Annotated in this window: 28 protein-coding genes; 14 read left to right on the plus strand and 14 right to left on the minus strand. The window is 73.6% G+C overall.

Annotated elements, in window-relative coordinates; translation table 11 throughout:
- Window positions 1-62 precede the first annotated feature (62 nt).
- The gene (locus tag GA0070614_RS07545; RefSeq protein ID WP_088975274.1) at window positions 63-512 is read right to left on the minus strand and encodes an SAV_6107 family HEPN domain-containing protein; all 450 of its coding nucleotides are present in this window, start codon (window positions 510-512) and stop codon (window positions 63-65) included.
- A 517-nt stretch (window positions 513-1,029) separates the two neighbouring features.
- Here GA0070614_RS07545 and GA0070614_RS07550 point away from each other — a divergent pair.
- The 7 genes from GA0070614_RS07550 to GA0070614_RS07580 all read left to right on the plus strand — a co-directional run bounded on the left by GA0070614_RS07550 (window position 1,030) and on the right by GA0070614_RS07580 (window position 6,678).
- Window positions 1,030-1,257, plus strand: coding sequence for a YgaP-like transmembrane domain (locus GA0070614_RS07550; protein ID WP_088975275.1), 228 nt, complete (start codon window positions 1,030-1,032; stop codon window positions 1,255-1,257).
- Between the two features lie 71 nt (window positions 1,258-1,328).
- Window positions 1,329-1,817 carry a YbaK/EbsC family protein gene (locus GA0070614_RS07555; protein WP_088979302.1) on the plus strand — a complete coding sequence of 163 codons (489 nt, stop codon included), beginning with the start codon at window positions 1,329-1,331 and terminating at the stop codon, window positions 1,815-1,817.
- Window positions 1,814-2,548 (plus strand): monooxygenase, encoded by a 735-nt coding sequence (locus tag GA0070614_RS07560; protein WP_088975276.1) that lies wholly within the window; start codon window positions 1,814-1,816, stop codon window positions 2,546-2,548. Before GA0070614_RS07555 ends, GA0070614_RS07560 begins: the two co-directional genes overlap by 4 nt.
- Entirely contained in the window at window positions 2,545-3,123 is a 579-nt protein-coding gene (locus GA0070614_RS07565; RefSeq protein ID WP_088975277.1) for a GNAT family N-acetyltransferase, read from the plus strand. Before GA0070614_RS07560 ends, GA0070614_RS07565 begins: the two co-directional genes overlap by 4 nt.
- The gene (locus GA0070614_RS07570) at window positions 3,123-4,055 is read left to right on the plus strand and encodes a carotenoid biosynthesis protein (RefSeq protein WP_408630762.1); all 933 of its coding nucleotides are present in this window, start codon (window positions 3,123-3,125) and stop codon (window positions 4,053-4,055) included. Before GA0070614_RS07565 ends, GA0070614_RS07570 begins: the two co-directional genes overlap by 1 nt.
- Window positions 4,052-5,179, plus strand: coding sequence for a glycosyltransferase (locus GA0070614_RS07575; RefSeq protein ID WP_088975279.1), 1,128 nt, complete (start codon window positions 4,052-4,054; stop codon window positions 5,177-5,179). Before GA0070614_RS07570 ends, GA0070614_RS07575 begins: the two co-directional genes overlap by 4 nt.
- Window positions 5,180-5,190: 11 nt before the next feature.
- On the plus strand, window positions 5,191-6,678 hold the full coding sequence (locus GA0070614_RS07580; RefSeq protein WP_088975280.1) for a phytoene desaturase family protein: 1,488 nt from the start codon (window positions 5,191-5,193) through the stop codon (window positions 6,676-6,678).
- A gap of 117 nt (window positions 6,679-6,795) precedes the next feature.
- On the opposite strand, the gene GA0070614_RS07585 is transcribed toward GA0070614_RS07580, so the two are convergent.
- The 6 genes from GA0070614_RS07585 to GA0070614_RS30145 all read right to left on the minus strand — a co-directional run bounded on the left by GA0070614_RS07585 (window position 6,796) and on the right by GA0070614_RS30145 (window position 9,359).
- Entirely contained in the window at window positions 6,796-7,488 is a 693-nt protein-coding gene (locus GA0070614_RS07585) for a CDP-alcohol phosphatidyltransferase family protein (RefSeq protein WP_088975281.1), read from the minus strand.
- A 45-nt stretch (window positions 7,489-7,533) separates the two neighbouring features.
- Window positions 7,534-8,451: a methylenetetrahydrofolate reductase [NAD(P)H] gene (gene metF / locus GA0070614_RS07590; protein WP_088975282.1), complete on the minus strand. Its 918-nt coding sequence runs from the start codon at window positions 8,449-8,451 to the stop codon at window positions 7,534-7,536.
- A gap of 67 nt (window positions 8,452-8,518) precedes the next feature.
- Entirely contained in the window at window positions 8,519-8,782 is a 264-nt protein-coding gene (locus GA0070614_RS07595) for a hypothetical protein (protein ID WP_088975283.1), read from the minus strand.
- Window positions 8,769-8,942 (minus strand): hypothetical protein, encoded by a 174-nt coding sequence (locus GA0070614_RS30140; RefSeq protein ID WP_157744952.1) that lies wholly within the window; start codon window positions 8,940-8,942, stop codon window positions 8,769-8,771. Before GA0070614_RS30140 ends, GA0070614_RS07595 begins: the two co-directional genes overlap by 14 nt.
- Window positions 8,935-9,192 carry a hypothetical protein gene (locus tag GA0070614_RS07600; RefSeq protein ID WP_088975284.1) on the minus strand — a complete coding sequence of 86 codons (258 nt, stop codon included), beginning with the start codon at window positions 9,190-9,192 and terminating at the stop codon, window positions 8,935-8,937. The genes GA0070614_RS30140 and GA0070614_RS07600 overlap by 8 nt, the downstream gene beginning before the upstream one ends.
- Complete coding sequence (locus GA0070614_RS30145; protein ID WP_157744953.1) at window positions 9,186-9,359, minus strand: hypothetical protein; 174 nt, start codon at window positions 9,357-9,359, stop codon at window positions 9,186-9,188. Before GA0070614_RS30145 ends, GA0070614_RS07600 begins: the two co-directional genes overlap by 7 nt.
- 211 nt (window positions 9,360-9,570) lie before the next feature.
- Here GA0070614_RS30145 and GA0070614_RS07605 point away from each other — a divergent pair, with 211 nt between their 5' ends.
- The 3 genes from GA0070614_RS07605 to GA0070614_RS07615 all read left to right on the plus strand — a co-directional run bounded on the left by GA0070614_RS07605 (window position 9,571) and on the right by GA0070614_RS07615 (window position 10,984).
- A complete protein-coding gene (locus tag GA0070614_RS07605) occupies window positions 9,571-10,446 on the plus strand; it encodes a helix-turn-helix domain-containing protein (protein WP_088975285.1) in 876 nt (291 codons plus the stop codon).
- Window positions 10,439-10,645, plus strand: a complete 207-nt coding sequence (locus GA0070614_RS07610) for a DUF397 domain-containing protein (RefSeq protein WP_088975286.1) — start codon at window positions 10,439-10,441, stop codon at window positions 10,643-10,645. The genes GA0070614_RS07605 and GA0070614_RS07610 overlap by 8 nt, the downstream gene beginning before the upstream one ends.
- A 63-nt stretch (window positions 10,646-10,708) precedes the next feature.
- Window positions 10,709-10,984 carry a hypothetical protein gene (locus tag GA0070614_RS07615; RefSeq protein ID WP_088975287.1) on the plus strand — a complete coding sequence of 92 codons (276 nt, stop codon included), beginning with the start codon at window positions 10,709-10,711 and terminating at the stop codon, window positions 10,982-10,984.
- A gap of 91 nt (window positions 10,985-11,075) precedes the next feature.
- On the opposite strand, the gene GA0070614_RS07620 is transcribed toward GA0070614_RS07615, so the two are convergent.
- Window positions 11,076-11,873: a MerR family transcriptional regulator gene (locus GA0070614_RS07620; RefSeq protein WP_088975288.1), complete on the minus strand. Its 798-nt coding sequence runs from the start codon at window positions 11,871-11,873 to the stop codon at window positions 11,076-11,078.
- Window positions 11,874-11,885: 12 nt separating this feature from the next.
- Complete coding sequence (locus GA0070614_RS07625) at window positions 11,886-12,785, minus strand: alpha/beta fold hydrolase (RefSeq protein ID WP_172892389.1); 900 nt, start codon at window positions 12,783-12,785, stop codon at window positions 11,886-11,888.
- A 393-nt stretch (window positions 12,786-13,178) separates the two neighbouring features.
- On the opposite strand from GA0070614_RS07625, the gene GA0070614_RS07630 reads away from it, so the two are divergent.
- Together GA0070614_RS07630 and GA0070614_RS07635 are read left to right on the plus strand one after the other, a co-directional pair.
- Window positions 13,179-14,552, plus strand: coding sequence for a helix-turn-helix domain-containing protein (locus GA0070614_RS07630; RefSeq protein ID WP_197701432.1), 1,374 nt, complete (start codon window positions 13,179-13,181; stop codon window positions 14,550-14,552).
- 9 nt (window positions 14,553-14,561) lie between these two features.
- Window positions 14,562-15,644 (plus strand): polyprenyl synthetase family protein, encoded by a 1,083-nt coding sequence (locus GA0070614_RS07635; RefSeq protein ID WP_088975290.1) that lies wholly within the window; start codon window positions 14,562-14,564, stop codon window positions 15,642-15,644.
- A gap of 389 nt (window positions 15,645-16,033) precedes the next feature.
- Here GA0070614_RS07635 and GA0070614_RS30150 read toward each other — a convergent pair whose 3' ends face one another.
- Both GA0070614_RS30150 and GA0070614_RS07645 read right to left on the minus strand, forming a co-directional pair.
- On the minus strand, window positions 16,034-16,996 hold the full coding sequence (locus tag GA0070614_RS30150) for a matrixin family metalloprotease (RefSeq protein ID WP_157744954.1): 963 nt from the start codon (window positions 16,994-16,996) through the stop codon (window positions 16,034-16,036).
- A 520-nt stretch (window positions 16,997-17,516) separates the two neighbouring features.
- Window positions 17,517-17,906: an Rv2175c family DNA-binding protein gene (locus GA0070614_RS07645; protein WP_088975292.1), complete on the minus strand. Its 390-nt coding sequence runs from the start codon at window positions 17,904-17,906 to the stop codon at window positions 17,517-17,519.
- A 144-nt stretch (window positions 17,907-18,050) separates the two neighbouring features.
- Between GA0070614_RS07645 and pknB the strand changes: the two genes are divergently transcribed.
- Together pknB and GA0070614_RS07655 are read left to right on the plus strand one after the other, a co-directional pair.
- The gene (pknB, locus tag GA0070614_RS07650; protein ID WP_088975293.1) at window positions 18,051-20,036 is read left to right on the plus strand and encodes a Stk1 family PASTA domain-containing Ser/Thr kinase; all 1,986 of its coding nucleotides are present in this window, start codon (window positions 18,051-18,053) and stop codon (window positions 20,034-20,036) included.
- Window positions 20,036-20,899 carry a deoxyribonuclease IV gene (locus tag GA0070614_RS07655; protein ID WP_088975294.1) on the plus strand — a complete coding sequence of 288 codons (864 nt, stop codon included), beginning with the start codon at window positions 20,036-20,038 and terminating at the stop codon, window positions 20,897-20,899. Before pknB ends, GA0070614_RS07655 begins: the two co-directional genes overlap by 1 nt.
- A gap of 226 nt (window positions 20,900-21,125) precedes the next feature.
- Here GA0070614_RS07655 and GA0070614_RS07660 read toward each other — a convergent pair whose 3' ends face one another.
- The 3 genes from GA0070614_RS07660 to GA0070614_RS07670 form a co-directional block, all read right to left on the minus strand.
- On the minus strand, window positions 21,126-22,184 hold the full coding sequence (locus tag GA0070614_RS07660) for a threonine aldolase family protein (protein ID WP_088975295.1): 1,059 nt from the start codon (window positions 22,182-22,184) through the stop codon (window positions 21,126-21,128).
- Complete coding sequence (locus GA0070614_RS07665) at window positions 22,177-23,583, minus strand: class II 3-deoxy-7-phosphoheptulonate synthase (protein WP_088975296.1); 1,407 nt, start codon at window positions 23,581-23,583, stop codon at window positions 22,177-22,179. Before GA0070614_RS07665 ends, GA0070614_RS07660 begins: the two co-directional genes overlap by 8 nt.
- Window positions 23,584-23,652: 69 nt before the next feature.
- Complete coding sequence (locus GA0070614_RS07670; RefSeq protein ID WP_088975297.1) at window positions 23,653-24,129, minus strand: hypothetical protein; 477 nt, start codon at window positions 24,127-24,129, stop codon at window positions 23,653-23,655.
- Window positions 24,130-24,146 lie beyond the last annotated feature (17 nt).

Raw genomic sequence — 24,146 nt, forward strand, 5'->3', positions numbered from 1 at the left:
TGCTGTCGGATCAGGTGTCGCGTGGATGCGCCGGCCCCGTGCGGGTGCCGGCGACGGCCGGGTCAGGCGGCGAGGTCGTCGAGGGTGGGCTGGTGGGCCAGACCGAGCGCGGTCTCCACCACCGTGACGAACTGCTCGGCGGCCCGCAGCAGGTCGTCGGCCTCCCGGGCGCTCACCACCCGGGGTATCCCCGCCTCGGCGGCGGCCCGCTTGCCGGCGCCGGCGGCGAAGTAGGCGGCCCACTCGTCGAGCTCGGGGGCGACCGTGGAGAGCAGCACCCAGACGCTGGTGATCCGGTGGCGTCGGGTGGGGGCGGGACGGGCGCGGGCGGCCAGCAGGGCCGCGGCGGCGCGCAGCGCGGCGAGGTGGGCGGCCGCGTACCGCAGGCCGTCGGGGCGGGTCTGGGCAGCCTCGGCGAGCCCGTGCCGGGCCACCGTGAGGAGCTGGGCCGGGGTGCGGTGCGGCAGCACGTGCGCGGGCACCGTCGGTGCCTGGGCCGGGTTGGTCGGCATGACTGTCTCCTCCGCGTGACCGGGTCGGGCGCGGCGCGTGGCGGAAGGGATCCACCGGCGGGCGCCCGGAAGCGGGTCGGTGCTGAGGAAGACGCACCGGATGGGGGCCGGCCGGGTGTGGACGCTTCCCCACACCACACCCGGCCGGCTGACCGGCGGGTTCGTCGCCCGCCGCCCGGGGGTCGTGGGCGGCGGGCGACGATCCTGCCTGACGGGACCGGGCTCGCGACTGCCCGGAACCCGGTGCGGTCCGCGAAACCGCACCTGCCCGGGAGTCGGCGCCGCGAAACACCGCTCCCGGAGCGTTGGAACGGGTGTGCGACTCAATCGAACACTCGTTCTAACTACCCTGACAGTACACCCTCCCCCCGACGAAAACGCAACGTGTGGCGCGCCGTCGTGTCGAGGCCGGCGCAGCCGCCCGCCCGCCGACCGGCGCACCACTGCGGACAACCCGGCTCCCGGGCACCTGACCTGGCGGTACGTTGAGCCTGAGGCACCACCGGAGGGAGGCGTCATGGCGGTCCTGCGGTTCCTCTACTCCCCGGCCGGGCGAGTCGTACGCGTCGTCGTCGGCATCGGGCTGATCGTCGCCAGCGCGTCCCTCGGCGGCTGGTGGTGGCTGCTGGCCCTGGTGGGTCTGCTGCCGGTGGCCACCGGCGTACTCGACATCTGCACCCTGGGCCCGCTCTTCGGCCGGCCGCTGTCCGGACGCCGCTTCCGGGAGACCGCCGGGCAGCGGTGACCGCCGACGTCCCCGGGACACCGGCGTGGGCGGCTGAACCGGACGGCGGCGCACCGGGAAGAATGGTGGGCATGCAGCCACACCCGAACGTGCGCGCGGTGCAGGAGGCCCTGGCCGGCGCGGACGCGCGCGACGGCGCCGGTGACCCGAGCATGGTCCGCCTGCTGCCCGAGGCGGTGCACACCGCGGCGGCGGCCGCCCAGGCGCTCGGCGTCGAGGTCGGCGCCATCGCCAACTCGCTGGTCTTCGAGGCCGACGGCGAGCCGTTGCTGGTGCTGACCTCCGGGGCGCACCGGGTGGACACCGCCGGCCTGGCCGCCTCCATCGGGGTCACCCGGCTGCGCCGGGCCACCCCGGACTTCGTCCGGGAGCACACCGGGCAGGTGATCGGCGGGGTCGCGCCGTTGGGCCACCCGCGTCCGCTGCGCACCCTGGTGGACACCGCGCTGGCGGCGTACGACGAGGTGTGGGCGGCCGGCGGGGTGCCCCAGGCGGTCTTCCCCACCACGTACGCGGACCTGCTGCGGATCACCTCGGGCACCCCGGCCGAGGTGGCGTGAACACCGTCCCCGAGCTGGTCACCCTGCACGTGTGGCGGACCTCCCGGGCCGCCCTGCCCCGGGCGCTGACCCGGATGGCGCTCGACCCGCGCCGGCTGCGCGCCGTCGCAGGCGTACGGTTCGGCAAGCTGCTCGGCACCGGGACCGGCACCGGCTTCGGGCCGGGCGACGCCGACCTGACCCGGTGGGCGGCGCTGACCGTCTGGGACTCGCCCGAGGCCGCCGAGGGCTTCGACGCCTCCCCCGTCGGGCGGGCCTGGGCCCGGATCGCCCGGTCGGCCGTCCGGGTCGACCTGCGCCCGCTGACCAGCCGGGGCGAGTGGTCGGGCCGGCGTCCGTTCGGCGACCCGCCGGGCGGCCGGACCGACGGGCCGGTGCTGGCGCTGACCCGGGCCCGGCTGCGCCCCGCCCGGGCGCTCACCTTCTGGAAGGCGGTCCCGCCGGTGGCCGCCGCCCTGCACACCGCCCCCGGCCTGCTCGCCCGCTTCGGCGTCGGCGAGGCCCCGCTGGGCTGGCAGGGCACCGTCAGCGTGTGGCGTGATCCGGCGGACCTCGTGGCGTTCGCGTACCGTCACCCGGAGCACCGCGCCGCGATCGCCCGCACCCCCTCCGAAGGGTGGTACGCGGAGGAACTCTTCGCGCGGTTCGCGGTGCGCGGCGTGGTCGGTGACCGCACGGTGCTGGGGTGGGCCGCCGACGGCGACCCGGAAACGCTGAGAGGACACGCATGAGGTTGGTGCGGTGGACGCCGGACGATCTGGTCCGGCGGCTCGACGACGTGGTCGCCGTCTACGGGGAGGCGATGAACTACCGCGCCGACCTGCTGGAGGCCCGCCGCGGCTACATCGCCACCCACGTGCGCCGGCCCGGCTTCCGCGCCGTCGCCAGCCTCACCACCGAGGGCCACCTGGCCGGCTTCGGGTACGGCTACCGGGGCGCGTCCGGGCAGTGGTGGCACGACCAGGTGCACCGGGCGCTGGACCCGCAGGCCCGCCGGCGGTGGCTGACCGACTGCTTCGAGGTGGTCGAGCTGCACGTCCGGCCACCGGCGCAGGGGCACGGGGTGGGCACCCGGCAGCTCACCGCCCTGCTCACCCTCGCCGAGGGGAGCACCACCCTGCTCTCCACCCCGGAGGCCGACGAGCGGACGTCGCGGGCCTGGCGGCTGTACCGCCGGTTCGGCTTCGTCGACGTGCTGCGGCACTTCCACTTCCCCGGTGACGAGCGCCCGTTCGGCGTGCTCGGCCGGGACCTGCCGCTGCCGACCCGCGACACGACCGCCACGCCCGGCCCGGCCACGTCGTGATCGCGCGGCGCGTCCCCTGGGTGCTGCTGGCCGTCCTCGTCCTGGCCCAGATCTGCTACCCGCTCACCACCGGTACCACCCGGGCCCGGCTGACCGTCGCCACGGTCGTCCTCGGCTACCTGCTCTCGGTGGGCCACGCGCTGCTCAGCCGGGGCCCGCGTACGGCGGCGGCGCTGGTCGCGGTGGCCACCGGCGGGGGTTTCGCCATCGAGGCGCTCGGCGTGGCCACCGGCTTCCCGTTCGGCAGCTACGACTACTCCGGCGAGCTGGGCCCGAAGCTGGCCGGGGTGCCGCTGATCATCCCGCTGGCCTGGACCTGGATGGCCTGGCCGGCCTGGCTGGCCGCCGTCCGCCTGACCACCCCCCGCACCGTGACCACCACCGGCGACACCACGACCCCCGGCACCGTCAACGCCGGCACCACCACCGGTGACACCAGGACCGGCGACACCCGGACCGGTGACCGGCCGGTATGGGCGCGGCACGCCGGGCGGATCGCGCTGGCCACCGTCGGGCTGGCCGCCTGGGACCTCTTCCTCGACCCGCAGATGGTGGCCGAGGGCTACTGGATCTGGCGCGACGCCACCCCGGCGCTGCCCGGGCTGCCCGGCATCCCGGTCAGCAACTACCTGGGCTGGCTGCTCTTCGCGGTGCTGCTGATGAGCGCGCTGCGTCCCCTCGCCGGGCCGGCGGTGGCGGTCACCGACGGCCGCGACGACCCGATGCTCGCGCTCTACCTCTGGACGTACTTCTCCAGCGTGCTGGCGCACGCGGTCTTCCTCGCCCTGCCCGCCTCGGCGCTCTGGGGCGCGGCCGGCATGGCGGTGACCGCGGTGCCGCTGACGGTGACGCTGCTGCGGGCCCGCCGCGACCGTGCCGATCGACCGGAGGCCGGCCGGGCGCGGCGGCCGGGCGTCGACGCGACGGCATGACCGTCCTGCTCGCGCTGCTGCTCGCGGTCGCCGCGCTGACCGCGCACACGGCGCTCAACGCCGGCCGGTGGCTGCGCCGCCCGCCCGACGGGCCGGTGGAGGTGGCCGAGGCGGTGGCGGTGCTGCTGCCGCTGCGCGACGAGGCCGAGCGGGTGACCCCCTGCCTGCGGTCGCTGCTCGCCCAGCGGGGCGTACCCGGGCTGCGGATCGTGGTGCTCGACGACGGCTCGACCGACGGCACCGCCGACGTGGTCCGCGCGGTGGCCGGCGACGATCCCCGGGTCACCCTGCTCACCGGCGGCGCCCCGCCGCCGGGCTGGCTGGGCAAGCCGCACGCCTGCCACCAGCTCGCCACCCGCGCCGACCCGGCCGCCACGGTGCTGGCCTTCGTCGACGCGGACGTGGTGCTCACCCCGTACGCCGTGGCGGCGGCGGTGACCGAACTGCGCGCCGCCGGGGCGGCGCTGCTGTCGCCGTACCCCCGGATCGTGGTGCGGACGGCGGCCGACCGGCTGGTGCAGCCGTTGTTGCAGTGGTTGTGGCTGACCTTCCTGCCGCTGCGCGCGATGGAGCGCTCGCCACGGCCGTCGCTGGCGGCGGCCGGCGGGCAGTTCCTGCTGGTGGACCGGGCCGGCTACGCCGCGGCCGGCGGGCACGCCGCGGTCGCCGACAAGGTGCTGGAGGACATCGAGCTGGCCCGCGCGGTGAAGCGGTCCGGCGGGCGGATCGCCCTGGCCGACGGCTCCCGGTTGGCCTCCTGCCGGATGTACGAGACCTGGCCGCAGCTGCGCGACGGCTACACCAAGTCGCTGTGGGCCTCGTTCGGCCATCCGAGCGCGGCGGCGACCGTGGTGGCCCTGCTGCTCCTGCTCTACACCGCGCCCCCGCTGCTGGCCGTGGCGGCGCTGGCGGCGGGCGCACCGGGGCCGGCCGCGCTCGCGGGCGCCGCCTACGCCCTGGGGGTCGCCGGGCGGACGCTCAGCGCCCGTGCCACCGGCGGGCGGGCCTGGCCCGACGCGCTGGCACACCCCGTGTCGGTCGTGGTCCTCGGTTGGCTGACCCTGCGGTCGTACCATCTGCGGAAGCGGCGACGCCTGTCCTGGCGCGGCCGCCCGGTCAGCTAGGAGGGCACGGCATGGCGCGGATCGTGGTCATCGGCGCCGGAGTCGGCGGGCTGGCCACCGCCGCCCGGCTGGCCGTCACCGGGCATCAGGTCACCGTCCTGGAACGGGCCGACACCGTCGGCGGCAAGCTCGGCCGGTACAGCCACGACACCCCGCAGGGGTCGTTCCACTTCGACACCGGGCCAAGCCTGTTCACCCTGCCCCAGGTCTTCCACGACCTGTTCGAGGCGACCGGGGCGAAGCTCGACGAGTACCTCGACCTGGTGCCGCTGGACCCGATCGTGCGGCACGTCTTCCCCGGTGGCGGGCCCACCCTGGACTCCTGCGCCGACCCGGTCGAGTTCGCCGCCCGGATCGGCGCGGCCCTCGGCGACCGGGCCGTCGCCGACTGGGAGGGGCTGTGGCGGCGGGCCGCGCGGGTCTGGGCGGCGTCGCACCGGGACATCCTCGGCCGGGCCATCGACTCCCCCCGCGACCTGGCCGCGCTGGCCTGGCGGCTGGGCGACCTGGCCGCGATCGGCCCGGGCCGCTCCCTGCGCGGGCTGGGCCGCCGGCACCTGTCCGACCCCCGGCTGCGGATGCTGCTCGACCGGTACGCCACGTACACCGGCGCGGACCCGCGCCGCGCGCCGGCCGCGCTGGTCGCCGTCCCCTACGCCGAGCTGACGTACGGCGGCTGGTACCTGCGCGGCGGGCTGGGCACCCTGGCCGACGCGCTGCTGTCGCGCTGCCTGGACCTGGGCGTGGTGGTGCAGACCGGGGCCACGGTCACCCGGATCGACGCCGCGGGTGGGCGGGTGCACGGGGTACGCCTGGCCGGCGTCGCCGCGCCCGTCCCCGCCGACGTGGTGGTGGCCAACGTCGACGCGCTCACCGTCTACCGGGACCTGCTGCCGCACCCGCGCCGGCTGGCCGGGCTCACCGACCGCAGCCTCGCCGGCTTCGTGCTGCTGCTCGGGGTACGCGGCGACTCCGGCCTGGCCCACCACAACGTCTTCTTCCCCCGCGACTACGACGCCGAGTTCGACGCGGTCTTCGGCCACCCGGGGCGGGGGGTGCGGGCCCGGCCGGCGGCCGACCCGACCGTCTTCGTCACCGTCGCCGACGACCCGATGGTCCGTCCGGACGGGCACGAGGCGTGGTTCGTGCTGGTCAACGCCGCCCGGCACGGCACCGCCACCGGCGCGGTGGACTGGCGGCGGCCGGGGCTGGCCGAGGCGTACGCGGACCGGATCCTGGACGTGCTCGCCGAGCGGGGCGTGGACGTGCGCGACCGGCTGCTGTTCCGCGAGATCCGTACCCCGGCCGACCTGGACGCCGCGACCGGCGCGCCGGGCGGGACGATCTACGGCACGGCCGGCGGGCTGCTCCGCCCGGCCAACCGGGGTCCGGCGGCCGGGCTGTGGCTGGTCGGCGGCTCCAGCCACCCGGGCGGCGGCCTGCCGATGGTCACCCTGTCGGCGCAGATCGTCGCCGACCAGATCGGCCCCGCCTGGTAACCCCACCCACCCACCCGGCCGCCGCCCGGGGGGTCGACGCGCGGTTTGCGGCGTGTCGCGGTGTCCGGCGACGAGGACACCGCGACACGCCGCAAACGGCGTCGATCATGAGGACGGTCAGCCGGCGTCGATCAGCGCCCGGCGGACGGTGGACAGGAGCTGCCCGAGGCCGAAGCCGGCCAGCAGCACCCAGACGGCGGTGGCCATGGTGATGGTGCCGGCGGCCAGGTCCAGGTCGATCATGCCGGTCAGCCCGGCCAGCAGCAGCCCGACCAGGGCCACGCAGACCCGGGTGGGGCGCTCCCCCACGGTCACCACGCCGATCTCGCGCATTCCGGCGGCGATGGCCCGGGCCCGCAGGTACTCGTGCAGCCAGGAGAGCGCGCCGCCGGCCACCACCAGCGCCCCCGGCGCCCCGACCAGCCAGAACGCCACCAGCCAGGCGACCTCACCGAGCCGGTCGGCGATCGAGTCGTAGACGTAGCCGAGCCGGGTGGTGCGGCCGGTGGCCACCGCCACCGCCCCGTCGACGCTGTCGGCCACGGAGGCCAGCAGCACGAACAGGGCGCCCACGATCGGACCGTCCACCCCCCGTACGGCGAACAGCGGCACGCAGAAGCAGAGCAGCACCCCGGCCACCGTGACGGCGGTCGGGGTGACCTTGAGCCGGCCCAGGATGTACCCGACGTGGTACGCGAAGCGCAGCCACGCCCGCACCACCGGGGCGGCGGCCCGCGGGTCGAAGCCACCGTGCAGACGCGCCCAGGCGGTCGCGTAGTCGTCCCACTTCAGCTGCTGTGTGCCCACCATCTCCTCAACCGTCACGGCGCGGTTCTGGTGTCGGGGTCGGGGCGTTCACACCCGGGCGCCGGCCTGGATGCTGCGCCACACCTCCCGGGTCGCGGTGGACCGGTTGAGGGTGATGAAGTGGATGCCCGGCACGCCCTCGTCGAGCAGCTTGGCGCACATCTCGCTGGCCTGCTCGATGCCGAGCCGGCGGACCGCCTCCGGGTCGTGGGCGACCCGGGCGAACCGCTCCGCCAGGGCGGGCGGGAACGGCGCGCCGGAGAGCTGCACCGACCGCTCGATGGTGCCCATCTGGGTGACCGGCATCACCCCGGCCAGGATCGGGGTGTCGCAGCCGGCGGCGGCGACCCGGTCCCGCAGCCGCAGGTAGTCGTCGGCGTCGAAGAACATCTGGGTGACCGCGAACTCCGCGCCGGCCCGGCACTTGCGGACGAAGTGCGCGGTGTCGCTGGCGATGTCGGGCGAGCGCGGGTGCTTGTAGGGGAAGGCGGCCACCCCGACGCTGAAGTCGCCGGAGTCGCGGACCAGCCGCACCAGCTCCTCGGCGTACAGCACGCCCTCGGGGTGGCGGACCCACTCGCCGCCCGGGTCGCCCGGCGGGTCACCCCGCACGGCGAGCACGTTGCGCACCCCGACGCCGGCCAGCCGGCCGATGACGTGGCGCAGCTCGGCGACGGAGTGGTTGACCGCGGTCAGGTGCGCCATCGGCAGCAGCGTGGTCTCGGTGGCGATCCGCTCGGTCACCGCGACGGTGGTGTCCCGGGTCGACCCGCCGGCGCCGTAGGTGATTGAGACGAACGAGGGTCGCAGCGACTCCAGCTCGCGGATGGCCTGCCAGAGCAGGCGCTCCCCCTCGGGTGTCTTCGGGGGGAAGAACTCGAACGAGAAGGTCGGCTGGCGGTCACGGATCAGCTCCCCGATCGCCGGCTGCGGATTGGGGAGGACGGAGGGAAGACCGAGCGCCACGCCCCGACTCTAGCGGGCGACGGCGGCCGTACCCATGACCTTCCCATCGGGGTATCGACCGCCGTCGTCAGTGCCGGCGTCGGCGGGCCGGCACCGCCGGGGTCCGGGGGCGTCCGCGCCGCGCGGTGTCCGCTTTCCGCAACCCTGCCCGCTGTACGTAGATCGAGCGCCGGGCCACCGCCTGGTCCCGGTCGTCGAGCTGGTACCCGTCGAGCCAGACCCATCCCGCGTACGTGGGCAGGTCGAGCACCCGGATCACCCGGAACCTGATCGGGCGGACGAACTGCACGCTGGCCGCCCGGGTCACCAGCAGCAGGTCACCGGCGCGCATCGCGGCGGTCCCGCCACGCCCGCAGGGTCTCCCCCGCCGCCGCCAGCCGGGGGCACGTGCCGTCCGGCCGGCACCGGGAGCAGACGTTCCGGTGGTGGAAGTCGATCACGTAGCCGGCCATGAGCACCGCGAACGGCGGCTCGACGCGCCCCTCACGCATGGCCGGTGCTCCGCAGGACGGCGAGGCAGTCGGCCTCGGTCAGCGGGGTGAACCAGAGGAACCGGCGCAGCACCCGCTCCGGCGGCTCGGCCAGGTCGCGGATCGCGTCGACGGCCTGGGTGGTCAGCACCACCACCGCCAGCGGCTGCTGCGCCGGGCGCAGCCGCCGACGGTACGCGGGGCACGGCCACGGCTCGGCGCAGCCCCGGCACGCCCAGCTCGGCCGACGGGGCAGGTGTCCGCTCACCACCGGGAGCCCTTCACCGCGTTGCGGGTACGCCACTGCGCGGCCATGGTCATCAACGGCCGGTCCTGCGGGAGAACGGCGGTGGGGGCGTTCCAGGCCGGCTTGTCACCGGCCGGCGGGCGGTACGCGCCGGCCCGGTTGGCGTAGCGCGGACGCCGCACCACGTCCACGGATCGATCCTTCCTCCGGAACCACTTCCACCGGGCCACCACGGCACCTCCTGATCGACGGACGACTGTCTGCCAGCCACGATCCGGAGTGGTGGGCACTCGCTGCAACACTCCACGTGAGACATTCATGGGGAGAGACGCATCTTTCGAGTCGTGATGCGCGAGCCGTCTCACGGCACGTCGGATGACGTGTCGGCATGAGACAGAGAGGATGGTGGCCGTGACGGAAATCGGCTCGACCGTGCCGAGGCGGGAACTCGGCCGGTTGCTGCGGCAGACCAGGGAGCAGGCGGGGATCGGGCTGGAGGCCGCAGCCGCTGATCTTGAGTGGTCCCGCGCCAAGATGTACCGCATCGAGGCCGGACAGACCCCGGTGCGCGCGCTGGACGTGGACCAGATGTGCCGGCTCTACCAGGCCGCCCCGGAGCTGACCGAAGTCCTGGTCAGCCTCGCCAAGGAGTCGAAGAGCAAGGGCTGGTACCACGCCTACGGGGAGGTCATCCCCCGCTGGTTCCAGTTGTACGTCGGCCTGGAATCTGCCGCCAGCCGCATCCGCACCTACGAACACGCCCTGGTGCCCGGATTGCTCCAGACACCGGAATACGCCACCGAGATCGCCCGGCACAGACCAGGGGCCACCGACGATGACATTGCTAAGCTCGTCGATCTCCGAGTGGAACGTCAGCGAGTGCTCAGCAGGAAACGTCCTGTGCCTCCCGTCTTCGAGGCGATTCTCGATGAAGCACTGCTGCACAAGCGGGTGCCGGCCATGACGGGACAGATCGACAAGCTTCTTGCGGCGAGTGGGGAGCCCAACATCACCCTCCGTGTGCTCCCCCTGGCTACCGAGCTAAGCCGGGCATGTGTGGCGGGAAGCTTCGTCATTCTCGATTTCCCCACCAAGGGGGCACGATCCGCTGAACCGACGACGGTCTACAAAGAAGGGCTCTCCGGAGCCCTCTACCTTGACCGCGTCGAAGAGGTCCGGGAATACGCCCAGGAATGGGGCAAGCTCGCTGCCCGAGCCTTGGGCGTGGAGGAATCGCGCGAACTCATGCGAGAGATCAGGGAGAGGCGACATGGCTGAGCTGAGCGGTGCAAGATGGCGCAAGAGCAGTCGCAGCAGTGATCAGGGCAACTGCGTCGAGGTGGCGGACAACCTGCCCGGTGTGGTGGGGGTCCGGGACAGCAAGGACGCCACCGGTCCGGCACTCGTCTTCACGCACGAACAGTGGCGCGCCTTCACCCGGGCCGTCCGGGCCGACGCCCTCCACCCGGCGCCCTGACCCACCCGGGAGAGCGCCCGACATGTCGGATCGCAGCGCGGACACGGGCGGTGGCCCACCGCCATGCTGACCGCGCTGCGCCTCGGCCGGCGGTTGGTGACCGAGGTGCCCGCCTCCGGACCGGCCCGGCGGGCGTTCGTCGAGATCCGCCCCGTCACGACCACCGCCGACTCCGACGCGCATCGGCAGCAGTGGACCCGATCGGACCCTGATCGCACCTTCACGATCGAGCAGTGGACTACGACGGCGACCGGCTTCGACTACGACATCGGCGTGGTCCTCGTGCGGGCCGTCACCGTCACCGGCGAAACCCCACTGGTCGCGGCGATCGAGCGATGAAACCGACGGGAGGAACCGTCACGAGTTGGGGACGCGTTCCGGCATGGATCAGGCGCGCATCCGGATCTGGCACGCCGCATTGCGCGGTACTTCATGGCGTGATCCGGTCGCACCCCGCGGTGGGTGCACTGCGCTCAAGCTTGGTCCAGCCGGTCCAGCCCCGTTTCCTCAGCAGCTCGATCAGCCGACGGGCCCGCGGCACGGTGTCGAACGCCAGCTTGTCCATCAGTTCGACCAGCGGTGGCTCGACGTCGGTGTCGTCGACGTAGTCCCCACCCTTTTCGTCGGCCAGCTGCGTGAGGTAGGCGGCCAGTTTGTCGGCCAGCTCGACCAGCCGTGGGTCGTCGGCGGTCCGGTCGAAAGCCTTCCCCAGGGCGAGGTAGAGGTCCATGAGCTGCGGGTCGGCAATCTGGTCCTGCTTTCGTGCTATCCAATCCGCAACCCGCTCGGACGAGTGCGCGGCCAGCACGATCCAGCCGTCGCGTTCGGCCTGGACGATTCGCTCGTCGACCCCGAGTGCCCGCAATCGGTCGAGATACTCGACCACCGCTGGCGGCAGCGCCAGGTTGTCCCCAGCGGTGAGCCGGGCGATCTGCGCCCGGTGGTGCTGCCGCTGCCGGATCTCCGCCCGCAGCCGCTCGTCGATGTCTGCGACCGCCGAGGCGAACTCCTCCGCGTCGGCCTGTAGCAGCGCCCGCACCCGCGCCAGCGGCACCCCGGCCTCGGCGAGGGACCGGATCTTGATCAGCTCGACCACGGCGCCGGCGTCGTACCTGCGGTAGCCGGAGTGGTCCCGCTCCGGCTCCGGCAACAGCCCCTTGGCGTGATAGTGCCGCACCGTGCGCACCGTCACTCCGGCGTACGACGCCAGCTCGCCGATGGTCAGCATCGCATCAGTCTCCTACGGGGTGATCATGGAGCCGGCCCTGTCCGCTGGGCGTTGCGCACTCCGGATGATGTGGGCGATTTCCGAAGCGTGAGTGAAGACCAGCCGGTGGTCGGCATCGAGCCAGGACGTGGCGATGTGCGGCTGCTCCCGGACGAGCCGCTCGATGCCGGCCCGCCAGTTCTGATTGAGCCGCAACGCATGCCCTTCGCCACCGCCGGCCATCGAGGCCGACATGATCATGTTGATCGGCTGATCGATCTTCCGGTACCGATCGAGGATTCTGGACCGGACCACGTCGATCTCCATGGTCAGAGCGAGGGTTTCCTCAGCAGTGAGCAGCACCTGACGCGGGGTGCCCCGCACGGCCTCCTGCTCCGTCGCCAGGTCCTCCCACGCTGAGCGGAACTCCGCCAGGACGTCCTCGGTGATGAACGGTTCGGGCACCGGGTTCGCCCCGTCGATGAGAACAAGCTCGGCGACCGCGCCCGGGTGCTCGGAGGCGTAGTGCACGGCGAGGTCCGCGCCCAACGAATAGCCCGCAAGCACGGGTGGCGCAGGCAGGTCGAGGCGCCCCAGCTCCGCCATCACGGCGACGAGATCGCTGAGGAACGCCTCGAAGGAGTACCGGTCGGCGGCCGAGGCGAGGCCGTGACCCCGCAGGTCGAAGGTCACCACGTCGTGGTCGCGCCGCAGCAGCTCGATCAGCTCATGCAGATCGGCGTACGTCGAATTCAGCCCGGGACACAGGACCAGCGGTCGTCCCCGTCCACCGCGAAACACCGGGATCGCGACACCGTCGTGCTGGACCGTGAACTGCCGCGTCGTCCCATCGCTCCCGCCGACCCCCGGTCCGCCTGCGCCATACGACCTGCGAGGTCCGCTGACCTCGATCGCACTGGTTCTCGTAGTCATGTCGACCATGGTGAGAGGTTGACCCAGCGTCAGGGTCAACCATCGAGGCGACATGACCTCCGGTACTCGCGCGGACGTGAGCATCAGCGCGAGCCGTTCGCGTCCGACGGCGTCGCCGGAAACCGGTACGACCTGGGAACCCGCCGCCCCTGAGCGGCGGCGAACAGGGTCAGCCCGATGTGGTCGGCCGGTCGGCACACCGGTCTCGCCCTCGACGTCGGGTGGCGGCGAAGCGTCGTACCCCCGGGGTAGAACAGGGACCAGCGCGGACGGTGCCGGTCGGGGGCGGGTGCCGGGGGTCGTGCGCGGGGGTCAGCACCGACCGGCGGCGTGCCGGCCCGTCCTGGTTGGGCGGGCGGGCGTGGCCGCGCCGACACCCGTGCCGGAGGACCGATGACCCCGCCCGACCCGAGCCTGCTCGGGCCGCTGATCGCCCAGCTGCGCCTGGCCCGTGGCTGGAGCCAGCAGCACCTCGCCGACGCGCTCTGCGCCGCCGCCGGCACGCCCACCCTGACCCGGCACGAGGTGTCCCGCTGGGAGCGGGCGGTACGGGTGCCGGGCGAACGCTGGCGGCGTCACCTCGCCGCCGTGCTGGACGCGCCGGCCGGGCCGCTCGCCGACGCGCCGTCCCGCCGCCGCCCGCCCGGTCCCGCCCCGGCAACCCGCTCCCGGTCGGCGTTGCTGGCCCTGGCCCGGCGTTGGGCGGCGGACCCGTCCGCGCCCCTGCTGCTCAACCCGGCCACGATCGACCACGTCGCCGGGCCGTCACCCGACGGGTCGGCGGCCGACGGTGACCCGGCGGGGCCACCACCGGGCGACCACCTGTCCGACGCCTTCGGGCTCGCCGAGCTGCGCCGGCTCGACGACCTGGCCGGCGGCGCGGACCTGGCCCCGGCCGGGGCGTACCGGCTGCGGCGGGTCGCCCGGGCGCTGCGCCGCGCCGGGCCGACCGGGCGGCGGCGGTTGCTGCCGGCGCTGGCCGAGGCCGCCCAGTTCGCCGGGTGGCTCGACGGCGACGCCGGTGACCTGGCCGCCGGGCTGGACGCGCACCGTCTCGGGTTGCGGGCCGCCGCCGCGACCGGCGACCGGGCGTTCGCCGGGCACGTGCTCGGCTCCGCCAGTCACCTGCTGGCCGGGGCCGGCGATGCCGAGGGCGCGCTGCTGCTGGCCCGCGCCGGGTACGCCGGGGCCCGCCGCGCGGGCAGCCCGGGACTCCGGACGCTGCTGCTGCACCGGGTGGCGCTGGCCGCCGCGCTCGCCGGCCGCGCCCCGGCCGGGCGGCAGGCGCTGGACGCCGCCCGGCGCACGGCCGAGGCCGTCGAGCCGGCCACCGAACCGGCGTGGCTCTACTGGCTGGACGGCGACGAGCTGGCCGCGATGACCGGCCGCACCCTGGTCGCGCTGGGCCGCCCCGGGCCGGCGGTGCCGCTGCTGCACGCCGCCGGCTCCGGCCGGGGCCCACGCAGCGCGGCCGTCTACGGCGGCTGGCTGGCCCGGGGACTGCTCCGGCTCGGCGAGGTCGACCGGGCCGCCGCCGTGGCCGGGGCCGCGCTGCACGACGCCGTCCGGGCCGGCTCGACGCGGGCCGCCGCCGCGCTGGTGGAGGTGGACCGGCGGCTCACCGCACATCGCGCCGAGCCGGCGGTACGGCGCTGGCGCGCGCTGCTCGCCGACGCCCGCCCCTACCTGCCCCGGCCGCCCACGCCTCACCGACGAGCGACGACGCGCCGACCCCGTGGTCGGGCGGGACCGGCCCGGACCGGCTAGCGTTCTGGCGTGACCCACGCTGCTCCCGTCTCCCCCGTCGACCGTGCCGGCCTGCGGCAGCGGGTCGACAAGGCCCTCGCCGAGTTCCTGACGCACCAGCGCGCCCGGCTGGCCCTCGTCGACGACGCGCTGACGCCGGTCGCCGAGGCGATCGAGGCGTTCGTGCTGGGCGGCGGCAAGCGGCTGCGCCCGGCGTTCGCGTACTGGGGGTTCCGGGGAGCCGGCGGGGTGGACTCCGACCAGGTGGTGACCGCCCTGGCGGCGCTGGAGTTCGTCCAGGCCAGCGCCCTGATCCACGACGACCTGATGGACCGGTCGGACACCCGGCGCGGCGAGCCCTCGGTGCACCGGCGGTTCGCTGCCCGGCACCGCGCGGCGGGCTGGGGCGGCGACCCGGACGGCTTCGGCGACGCGGCGGCGGTGCTGCTCGGCGACCTCTGCCTGGTCTGGTCCGACGAGCTGCTGCACTCCGCCGGCCTGGAGCCGCGCACGGTGGCGCGGGCCCGCCCGGTCTTCGACGAGATGCGCACCGAGGTGACCGTCGGGCAGTACCTGGACGTGCTGACCCAGGCCACCGGGGACACCTCGCTGGAGCGGGCCGGCAAGGTGGCCCGGTACAAGTCGGCGAAGTACACCGTCGAACGGCCGCTGCTGGTCGGCGGGGCGCTGGCCGAGGCGTCGGCGGACGTCCGCGCGGCCTACTCGGCGTACGGGCTGCCGCTGGGCGAGGCGTTCCAGCTCCGCGACGACGTGCTCGGGGTCTTCGGCGACCCGGCCCTGACCGGCAAGCCGGCCGGCGACGACCTGCGCGAGGGCAAGCGCACCTATCTGGTGGCGGCGACCGTGGAGGCGACCGACGACGCCGGCCGTGAGCTGCTGCTGTCCCGGCTGGGCGACCCGGAGCTGGACGAGGACGGGGTGGCCGAGCTGCGCGAGCTGATCGCCGGGTGCGGCGCGCTGGCGCGTACCGAACAGCGGATCGTCACCCTGACCGACGCCGCCCTGGCCGCCCTCACCACCGTCGACCTCGACACCGAGGCCCGCCAGTCCCTGGTCGACCTCGCCATCGCCGCCACCCGCCGGGCCGACTGACGCCTGCTGCCTCCCCGGGCTCCCACCTGCCGGTCTCCCGCCCACCCGAGGGGGGTGATCATGAAGTTGACGGCAGTTGTGGGTCTCCACTGCCGCCAACTTCATGATCATCGGCCCGTGCCGACACCGCCGTACGCAGCAGTCGCTGCATCGCCTGCGGATCATCGCGACCCGCCCGTCCCGCGAGGGACCGACAGGTCTCACGTTCCACCGCCTCGTTCAGGAGGACGCGCCAACGGCCAGGGTCTCCGCTGTGCACGCGGCCACCGCACGATCTTCGGTTGCCCTCACGAACCATCGATGATCAACGCGGCTAGCCGTCCTCATGCGCGCGCCACGCCCGACGCCGAAGCCAGCTGACGTCGGAGTACCGACCAGAGGCGTCCCTGTCAGTACAGGACACCCATCCCCGTGAGATCACCGCTCCGCTTGACTCGCTTGTTCACTCCCGTACCGAGCGTCGGATACATCACCGGATAGGAGGAGGACGTGTAGTGCGCCAAGCCAAAGCCGTGCCCAGCCTCGTGCGTGGCAACGGAGATGAGATCGTACCGCCCCGAAGGGACGGTTCCGGAGAGGCCGGTGAACCAATTCGTGACCCGATTGTTGAATGCTATGTCGACTTCCACCCGGAAGCCGGAGCCGTCGACCCACGAGTAGGTAGCCCCCAAGATGCCCGGATCAAATCCGGCCCACCCGACCACATTTCCGTTGTCTCTCGTTCCCCACGTGTAACGAGTGGTCGACCCGCGGTAGTCGGAAGTGGCGGCCGTCCAGTCCGTGCCGCATGCGGAAGAATCGTCAGTTATGAACTTGAAGCCGTACTGAATGGCTTGAAGCGCATCTGAGGCTGGCTGTGACTTACTGTTGTAGGTCCAGGGATATGTAGAGTTGACCCACACCCCGCCACTGAAGGCGTATTGCGTATAGCTTCCACACCATGCAGGCGCGGCTGCCAGCAGGGAAGCCTGAGTCTTCGTCGCCCCAGCTGGTTCTGGTTTGGCAAGAATGCGGTTGAGAGCACCCGCCGTGGCTGTGGATCCCAGCGCAGCCTCTCCGTCGATCCGCAGCGCCAGCTGACCGTCGGCCGCCCGATAGACGGACGCCGCACTCGGACTCGCCGAACCGTGCGTCCGGAGAAGCTGCACCGTGGCGACCGTGCCTGGCTCTGGAACCGCAACCTCGAGATCCTCGGCGACTCGGACGACCGTCGCCGGAGCCAATCGGCAAGAAATGCCGACCGCCTTGATTTCACTTGGCGACAGGGTCGAGTCGCACGGAACCCCGGCAGCGAACGACGGGGTCGCCGACATCAAGGCGACCGCAGGCATCAGAGCGGTCAACGCGATCACGACGCCAGCTGCCCGACCGCGGTTTGTTTGTCGAGTCATGGAATGTCTAGCCCCCGTTGATAATTCTGCACTTAAATACTTGGATGTGTAGATACACTACGAGACCGCGCTCTGTTCGTCAAGATTCATGTCCGTCCACCACACAGGGGCATTGCGCAGTCCGATGACGGAGCCCTGAGCTGGGTATTCGCAGGGTGAGTGGCACCTGCGGAGGCTCAGGTGGCGAGTGGAATCAAATTGGTGATCATGAAATTCTCTACGCCACCACGGTCACTTCGCACTCCGCGCCGCATCAATCGCCGGCGTTATGGCCGTGGACCTGTCAGCGGATCCCGACACGTGCGCGACGGCCGCCAGCGGGGCCTCTCGGCAGACCCGCCTGGCGCGCCGCGTCACGTAGCCGCGTACGCCGCCGCGGACCCACCCAGCAGGCACCACCACGCAAACGTCATCGGTGCCCGCGCCACGCCCAACGCCGACGGGGATGCTGCCGCGCGTCTGGTCACGATCGATCTTCGAGTCAGAAGCCGAGGGCTTGGGCGCGGCGTTTGACCTCGCGGGCCTGGTCGCCGCCGAGGGCGGTGGCCGCGGAGCCGCCGGGGAGGGTGTCGTCGGGGGCGTAGAGCCAGGCCAGCGACTCCTCGTCGTCGTAGCCGGCGTCGGTCAGCAGGTTCAGCACGCCCGGCAGGTGCTTGAGCACCGTCTTGTTCGCCACCAGGTCGGCCGGGATCCGGCGGACGCCGTCACGGCGGACCGCGATCAACTCCCGGTCGCGGATCATCTGGTGGACCTTGCTGATGTTCAGGTCCAGGCGCTCGGCGACCTCGGGCAGGGTCAGCCAGGCGGCCGGGTCGGTCGGGCCGGGAAGGCCGGCGCCGGAGGCCCGGTCGGCGGGTACGGAATCGGTCACCCGAACACCCTGCCACGTCGCCCCGCACCGACCGCAGCGGCACCCCGGGTGGCCTGGGCGAGCGCGGCGGGACGGTCCGGAACGGGGCCCGGGCTGTAGCATCCTGTTCAACCTTCACCCTCCGGACACATAGACTGCCTGCCGATGGACACACAGGTCGCCGACACGTTGCTGGGCTCGCTGCTCGACGGGCGCTACCGCATTCGCGGACGCGTCGCGCGCGGCGGGATGGCGACCGTGTACACCGCCACCGACGAGCGCCTGGAGCGCACCGTGGCGGTCAAGATCATTCACCCGTCGCAGGCCCCGGACGCCCGCGCCCGCACCGCCGGGTTCATGGAGCGCTTCACCGACGAGGCCAAGACGATCGCCCGGTTGACCCACCCGAACGTGGTGGCGGTCTACGACCAGGGCGTCCACGCCGGCCTTCCCTACCTGGTGATGGAGTACGTCCGGGGCCGCACCCTGCGCGACGTGCTGGCCGAGCGACGCCGGCTCAACCCGGACGAGGCGCTGGCGATCATGGAGCAGATGCTCGCCGCGGTCGCCGCCGCGCACCGGGCCGGGCTGGTCCACCGCGACGTCAAGCCGGAGAACGTGCTGGTCGCCGAGGCGCCCACCGGCGGCGCGGCCAACCTCGTCGACAGCGTCGTCAAGGTCGCCGACTTCGGGCTGGCCCGTGCCGTCGAGGCCAGCGCCGACGAGGCCGACGGCAACCAGCTCATGGCGACCGTGGCGTACGTCGCGCCGGAGCTGGTCACCGACGGTCACGCCGACCCGCGTACCGACGTCTACTCCGCCGGCATCGTGCTGTTCGAGATGCTCACCGGCCGGGTCCCGTACGACGGCGACCGGCCGGTGGAGGTGGCCTGGCAGCACGTCGACCGGGATGTACCGGCCCCGTCGACCCTGGTGCCCGGGCTGCCCAAGGTGCTCGACGACCTGGTGGCCCGGGCCACCCGGCGGGACCCGGGGGCGCGACCGACCGACGCCGGCGCCCTGCTGGCCGAGGTGCAGGTGGCCCGGGACGACCTGGGCAACCCGAACAACTCGCACACCGCCGTGCTGCGCCGGGTGACCGACGACGCGCCGGCGGTCGCCCAGCCGACCATGGTGGTCGCGGCGGTCGCGCCGGCCACGCGTCCCGCCTGGGCCAAGCTTCCCGAGGGCGGCCCGCAGCGGCCGCACCGGCGTCGCGCCGCCCCGGAGTCCGACCTGTGGGCCCGGCTCACCGCGCTCTGGGCGCAGGTGGCGGCCGGCTCCCGGGGCCGGCTGTCGATCGCCGCCGCGGTGGTGGCCCTCGGCCTGCTCGCCGCGGTCGGCGGCTGGTGGGTCGGGGTGGGCCGCTACACGGTTGCCCCGCAGCTGGTGAGCCTGACCAAGGCCGAGGCGCAGGCCCAGGCCGACCGGGGCGGCTTCACCGTCACGTACGCCCAGCCCCGCTACGACGAGACCGTCCCCCGGGACAGCGTCGTGGCGCAGAGCCCCACCTCGGCCGCGAAGATCCTCAAGGGCGGCACGATCACCCTGACCCTGTCCCTGGGTCCGGAGCGCTTCCCCGTACCGGACGTGGTCGGCAAGGACTTCGAGCTGGCCGAGGCGGATCTGACCAGCGCCAACCTGGTGGTGGTCAAGGGCTCCTCACGCTACGACGACAACCTGCCCGCGGGCGTGGTGGTGGACACCAACCCCAAGGTGGGCGCCGAGGTGAAGCCGGGCACGAAGATCACCCTCGTGCTGAGCAAGGGCAAGGCGCCGATCTCGGTGCCCAACCTGGTCGGCCGGAACGTCAACGACGCGCGGGCGGCGCTGGCGCAGCTCGGCCTGGTGCCGGTGGAGACGTACAAGGACTCCGACAAGCCCAAGGACGAGATCCTCGGGCAGAGCCCCGCCACCGGCGCCGGCGTCGAGAAGGGCGCGCAGGTCCGCCTCGACGTCAGCAAGGGCCCCGCGCAGGTGATCGTGCCCCGGGTGGTGGACCTGCCGTGCCCGCAGGCGAAGCAGCAGCTGGAGAGCCAGGGCTTCCCGGTGACCGTGCAGTTCAACCCGAACGGCATCGCCCGGTTCCAGAACCCGCCGGAGAACTCCCCCGTGCCGCCGGGCACCACGATCACCATCGGGTGCCTGTGATGACCGCGACCCGTCGTCCGGTCGGCTCGCACACCCCCACCTCGGGTGGCCTGGCCAAGGCGGCGCTGCCGTACCTGGACGCGGCCGGCTCCGAGGTGGTGCAGGTCTACGTCTCCAACTCGCGCGGCTGGGCGCTGCCGGCCGGTGACCCGATCCAGGACGGGCTGTTCCGCGACGGCTGCGGCGAGCGGGGCGTCCCCGTCTTCGTCCACGCCTCCCTGCTGGTGAACATCGGCTCGCCCACCCCGGCGACCGTGCAACGCTCGGCGGAGACCCTGGCCCACGCGCTGCGCCGGGGCCGGGCGATCGGCGCGCGGGGCGTGGTGTTCCACGCCGGCAGCGCCGTCGACGCCGGGCACGTCGAGGCGGCCATGCGGCAGGTACGCGAGACGCTGCTGCCGCTGCTGGACGAGACGGCGGCGGCCGGCGGGCCGATGCTGCTGGTCGAGCCGAGCGCGGGCGGCGGCCGTTCACTCGCCTCCCGGGTCGAGCACCTCGGCCCCTACCTGGACGCGGTGGACCGCCACCCCGGTCTGGGCGTCTGCTTCGACACCTGCCACGCCTGGGCGGCGGGGCACGACCTGGCCGCCGAGGGCGGCATGACCGCCACCCTGGACGCCCTGGTGGCCACCGTGGGGGCGGAGCGGCTGCGGCTGGTCCACGCCAACGACTCCAAGGACCTGCTGGGCTCCACCCGGGACCGGCACGAGAACATCGGCAAGGGCAGCATCGGCGAGCCGGCGTTCGCCGAACTGATGACCCACCCGGCCACCGCCGGCGTCCCCGTCGTGGTGGAGACCCCCACGGAGAAGCACGAGGGCCACGCCACCGACATCGCCACCCTCAAACGCCTCCACCCCTGACCCACCCAACCACCCGACCCACCCCGTCGCACTCCCCTGTCCCGCTCCCGCCTGTCCCGCTCCCTGTCCCGCTCCCGCCTGTCCAGGTGATCAAGAAGTTTGGGTAGCGATATGGCACCTGGGGGTCCGAAAACTTCTTGATCACCTAGCCGGGGCGAGAGCGCGGCGAGGCGGAAGCGCGGCGAGCCCGGGCCCAGCCGGGCACGGGCTCGCCGGACGCCGAGGGTCAGGCGCGCAGGATGCGGGTGAGGGCTTCGGCGGCGCGGTCGATCGCCGCGTCGTCGACGTCCAGGTGCGTGACCAGCCGGGCGGTCCGCGGGCCGAGGACCGACACCAGCACGCCCTCCGCGCGGGCGGCAGCGGCGAGCGCCTTCGCGTCCAGCGGGTGCTTGGTCAGGTCCAGCGGGACGATGTTGGTGCGCACCGGGGCGGCCAGCACCCCGTACGGGGCGACCGCCTCGGCCAGCCGGGCCGCCTTGGCGTGGTCGGCGGCGAGCCGCTCGACGTGGTGGGCGAGGGCGTACCGGCCGGCGGCGGCGAGCACGCCGACCTGGCGCATCCCGCCCCCCATCCGCTTGCGCAGGAACCGGGCCCGGGCGATCTTCTCGGCGCTGCCCACGACGAGCGAGCCGACCGGGGCGCCGAGCCCCTTGGAGAGGCAGACCGACAGGGTGTCGAAGAGCCGGCCGTACTCGATCAGCGGGACGCCGTCGGCGACGTGCGCGTGCCAGATCCGGGCCCCGTCGCAGTGCAGGGCGAGGCCGTTGTCGTCGGCGACCCGGCGCAGCTCCCGCAGGGTCGCCAGCGGGATCACCCCGCCGCCGCCCCGGTTGTGGGTCTGCTCCACGGCGATCGCCCGGGTCGGCACCGCGAAGTAGCCGTCCGGCCGGACCATGCCGGCGACCACGTCCGGGTCGATCTCCGCGCCGACCGCCAGCCAGGTCCGCGAGGAGATCCCACCGTACGCGGCGGCGGCGCCGATCTCGTACGTGACGATGTGCGCGTCGGCGTCGCAGAGCAGTTCGTCCCCGGCGGGCACGACGAGTTGGAGGGCGATCTGGTTGGCCATCGAGCCGGTCGGGGCGAAGAGCGCCGCCTCGTGCCCGAAGAGCGCGGCGACCTCCGCCTCCAGCGCGGTGACCGTCGGGTCCTCGCCGTAGACGTCGTCGCCGACCTCGGCGGTGGCCATCGCCTCCCGCATCCCGGCGGTGGGCCGGGTGACGGTGTCCGACCGCAGGTCGACCGGCCCGTCGCCGGCCCGCGCGCGGTCCGCAGCGTCAGCCACGCAGCATCTCCGCCACCAGGAAGGCCAGCTCCAGCGACTGCTGGGTGTTCAGCCGGGGGTCGCAGGCCGTCTCGTACCGGTCGGGCAGGTCGAGGTCGGCGATGTTCTGGGCCCCGCCGAGGCACTCGGTGACGTCCTCGCCGGTCAGCTCGACGTGCAGGCCGCCGGGGTGGGTCTCCAGGCCGCGGTGCACCTCGAAGTAGCCGAGCACCTCGTCGACGATCCGGTCGAAGTGCCGGGTCTTGTAGCCGTTGGAGGACTCGTGGGTGTTGCCGTGCATCGGGTCGCACTGCCAGACGACCTTGGCCCCGGCGGCGGTCACCTTCGCCACGATCGGCGGCAGGGCGTCGCGGACCTTGTGGTTGCCCATCCGGCTGATCAGGGTGAGCCGGCCGGGGATGTTGTCCGGGTTGAGCTTCTCGCAGAGCTCGATCGCCTCGTCCGGGGTGGTGGTGGGGCCGAGCTTGACCCCGATCGGGTTGGCGATGCGGGAGATGAAGTCGATGTGCGCGCCGTCGATCTGCCGGGTCCGCTCGCCGATCCAGAGGAAGTGCCCGGACAGCCCGTACGCCCGGTTGCCGGAGACCCGGGTGAGCGCCCGGTCGTACTCCAGGGCGAGGGCCTCGTGGGAGCAGTGCAGGGTGACCGTGCGCAGCGCCTCCTCGTCGGTCATCCCGCAGGCGCGGATGAAGGCCAGCGCCCGGTCGATCTCGCGGGCGATCGCCTCGTAGCGCTCGCCGGCCGGGGAGTTGCGGACGAAGCCCTTGTTCCAGTCGTGCACCGCGTGCAGGTCGGCCAGCCCACCGGCCAGGTACGCGCGCAGCATGTTCATCGCGGCGGCCGAGTTCGCGTACGCCCGGATCATGCGCTGCGGGTCGGCGACCCGCGCCTCCGGCGTCGCCTCCAGGCCGTTGATCATGTCCCCGCGGTACGCCGGCAGCCCCCGCGCGTCGGTCGGCAGCGACCGCGGCTTGGTGTACTGCCCGGCGACCCGGGCGACCTTGACCACCGGCAGCGAGGCGCCGTAGGTCAGCACGATGGCCATCTGGAGCAGGGTGCGGGCGTTGGCCAGCAGGTGGCTCTCGGTGTTGTCGGCGAAGGTCTCGGCGCAGTCGCCGCCCTGGAGCAGGAACGCCTTGCCCTCGCAGACCAGCGCGAGGCGCTGGCGGAGCTGGTCGACCTCGTAGGGGGCGACGATCGACGGGACGGTGTCGAGCACCTTGCAGACCTCGGCGACCTCCGCCGGATCCGGCCACGGCGGGGTCTGCGCCCGGGGCAGGTCCCGCCAGCGGTCCAGGCCGAGGGCGGCGTCCTCGGCGGAGTCGACCGTGGGACGGCTGGTCTGCAGCGCGGGGCTGCTCACGGCGGGGTAGCTCAGCTGATGCCACTCATGGCGCATGGGAGAAAGCGTACGGCGACAGCCCGACCGACCCGTCATGGAGGGTGACGGTTCCGGCAGATGGGAGCGTCAGGGGGTGACCGACGTCTCGGGGGTCGGCGTACCGGGCGCCTCGCCCGAGATGCACCAGTCGGCGCCGATCCGGGTGACGGTGAACAGCAGCGGCCGGACCACCTCCTTCGCGCCGACCGACACGGTCACGGAGGTGCTGACCTCCTGCCCGGCCGGGCCGGTGCGCACGTCGGTGATCGCCGCCTTGGGCACCTCGAAGTGGTCGGCGAAGTCACCGTTGGGGCCGGTGGCCGCCGCGTCGAAGGCGGCGTGCATGGGGGCGCAGAGCTGGCTGCGTCCGGCGTCGACGTCCTTGGCCGACATCGCGTCGAGGTACGCCTGCACCCGCTCCCGGGACTTGACGGCGGCCTCCTCGGCGGGGGCGCGGTCGAGGGGGACCGCGTCCTCGTCGTCGTCGCCGATGCCGCAGCCGAGCAGGGACAGCGGCAGGAGCGCGAGCACGGCGACGGCGGTCGCGCGGTGCCTCGGGCGCATGGGTCCTCCCCTCGCTG

Source organism: Micromonospora coxensis (genome assembly GCF_900090295.1).
GTDB classification, from domain to species: domain Bacteria; phylum Actinomycetota; class Actinomycetes; order Mycobacteriales; family Micromonosporaceae; genus Micromonospora; species Micromonospora coxensis.

Bases quoted from the DNA above. Each gene is read 5' to 3' on its own strand.
- GA0070614_RS07655 (WP_088975294.1), top strand. From the start codon at position 20,036: ATGACCGCGACCCGTCGTCCGGTCGGCTCGCACACCCCCACCTCGGGT.
- GA0070614_RS07555 (WP_088979302.1), top strand. From the start codon at position 1,329: ATGCAGCCACACCCGAACGTGCGCGCGGTGCAGGAGGCCCTGGCCGGC.
- GA0070614_RS07585 (WP_088975281.1), bottom strand. From the start codon at position 7,488: ATGGTGGGCACACAGCAGCTGAAGTGGGACGACTACGCGACCGCCTGG.
- GA0070614_RS07575 (WP_088975279.1), top strand. From the start codon at position 4,052: ATGACCGTCCTGCTCGCGCTGCTGCTCGCGGTCGCCGCGCTGACCGCG.
- GA0070614_RS07550 (WP_088975275.1), top strand. From the start codon at position 1,030: ATGGCGGTCCTGCGGTTCCTCTACTCCCCGGCCGGGCGAGTCGTACGC.
- pknB (WP_088975293.1), top strand. From the start codon at position 18,051: ATGGACACACAGGTCGCCGACACGTTGCTGGGCTCGCTGCTCGACGGG.
- GA0070614_RS07620 (WP_088975288.1), bottom strand. From the start codon at position 11,873: ATGCTGACCATCGGCGAGCTGGCGTCGTACGCCGGAGTGACGGTGCGC.
- GA0070614_RS30140 (WP_157744952.1), bottom strand. From the start codon at position 8,942: ATGCGTGAGGGGCGCGTCGAGCCGCCGTTCGCGGTGCTCATGGCCGGC.
- GA0070614_RS07580 (WP_088975280.1), top strand. From the start codon at position 5,191: ATGGCGCGGATCGTGGTCATCGGCGCCGGAGTCGGCGGGCTGGCCACC.
- GA0070614_RS07565 (WP_088975277.1), top strand. From the start codon at position 2,545: ATGAGGTTGGTGCGGTGGACGCCGGACGATCTGGTCCGGCGGCTCGAC.
- GA0070614_RS07630 (WP_197701432.1), top strand. From the start codon at position 13,179: ATGACCCCGCCCGACCCGAGCCTGCTCGGGCCGCTGATCGCCCAGCTG.
- GA0070614_RS07610 (WP_088975286.1), top strand. From the start codon at position 10,439: ATGGCTGAGCTGAGCGGTGCAAGATGGCGCAAGAGCAGTCGCAGCAGT.
- GA0070614_RS07545 (WP_088975274.1), bottom strand. From the start codon at position 512: ATGCCGACCAACCCGGCCCAGGCACCGACGGTGCCCGCGCACGTGCTG.
- GA0070614_RS07605 (WP_088975285.1), top strand. From the start codon at position 9,571: ATGGTGGCCGTGACGGAAATCGGCTCGACCGTGCCGAGGCGGGAACTC.
- GA0070614_RS07670 (WP_088975297.1), bottom strand. From the start codon at position 24,129: ATGCGCCCGAGGCACCGCGCGACCGCCGTCGCCGTGCTCGCGCTCCTG.
- GA0070614_RS07625 (WP_172892389.1), bottom strand. From the start codon at position 12,785: ATGACTACGAGAACCAGTGCGATCGAGGTCAGCGGACCTCGCAGGTCG.
- GA0070614_RS07665 (WP_088975296.1), bottom strand. From the start codon at position 23,583: ATGCGCCATGAGTGGCATCAGCTGAGCTACCCCGCCGTGAGCAGCCCC.
- GA0070614_RS07615 (WP_088975287.1), top strand. From the start codon at position 10,709: ATGCTGACCGCGCTGCGCCTCGGCCGGCGGTTGGTGACCGAGGTGCCC.
- GA0070614_RS07595 (WP_088975283.1), bottom strand. From the start codon at position 8,782: ATGCGCGCCGGTGACCTGCTGCTGGTGACCCGGGCGGCCAGCGTGCAG.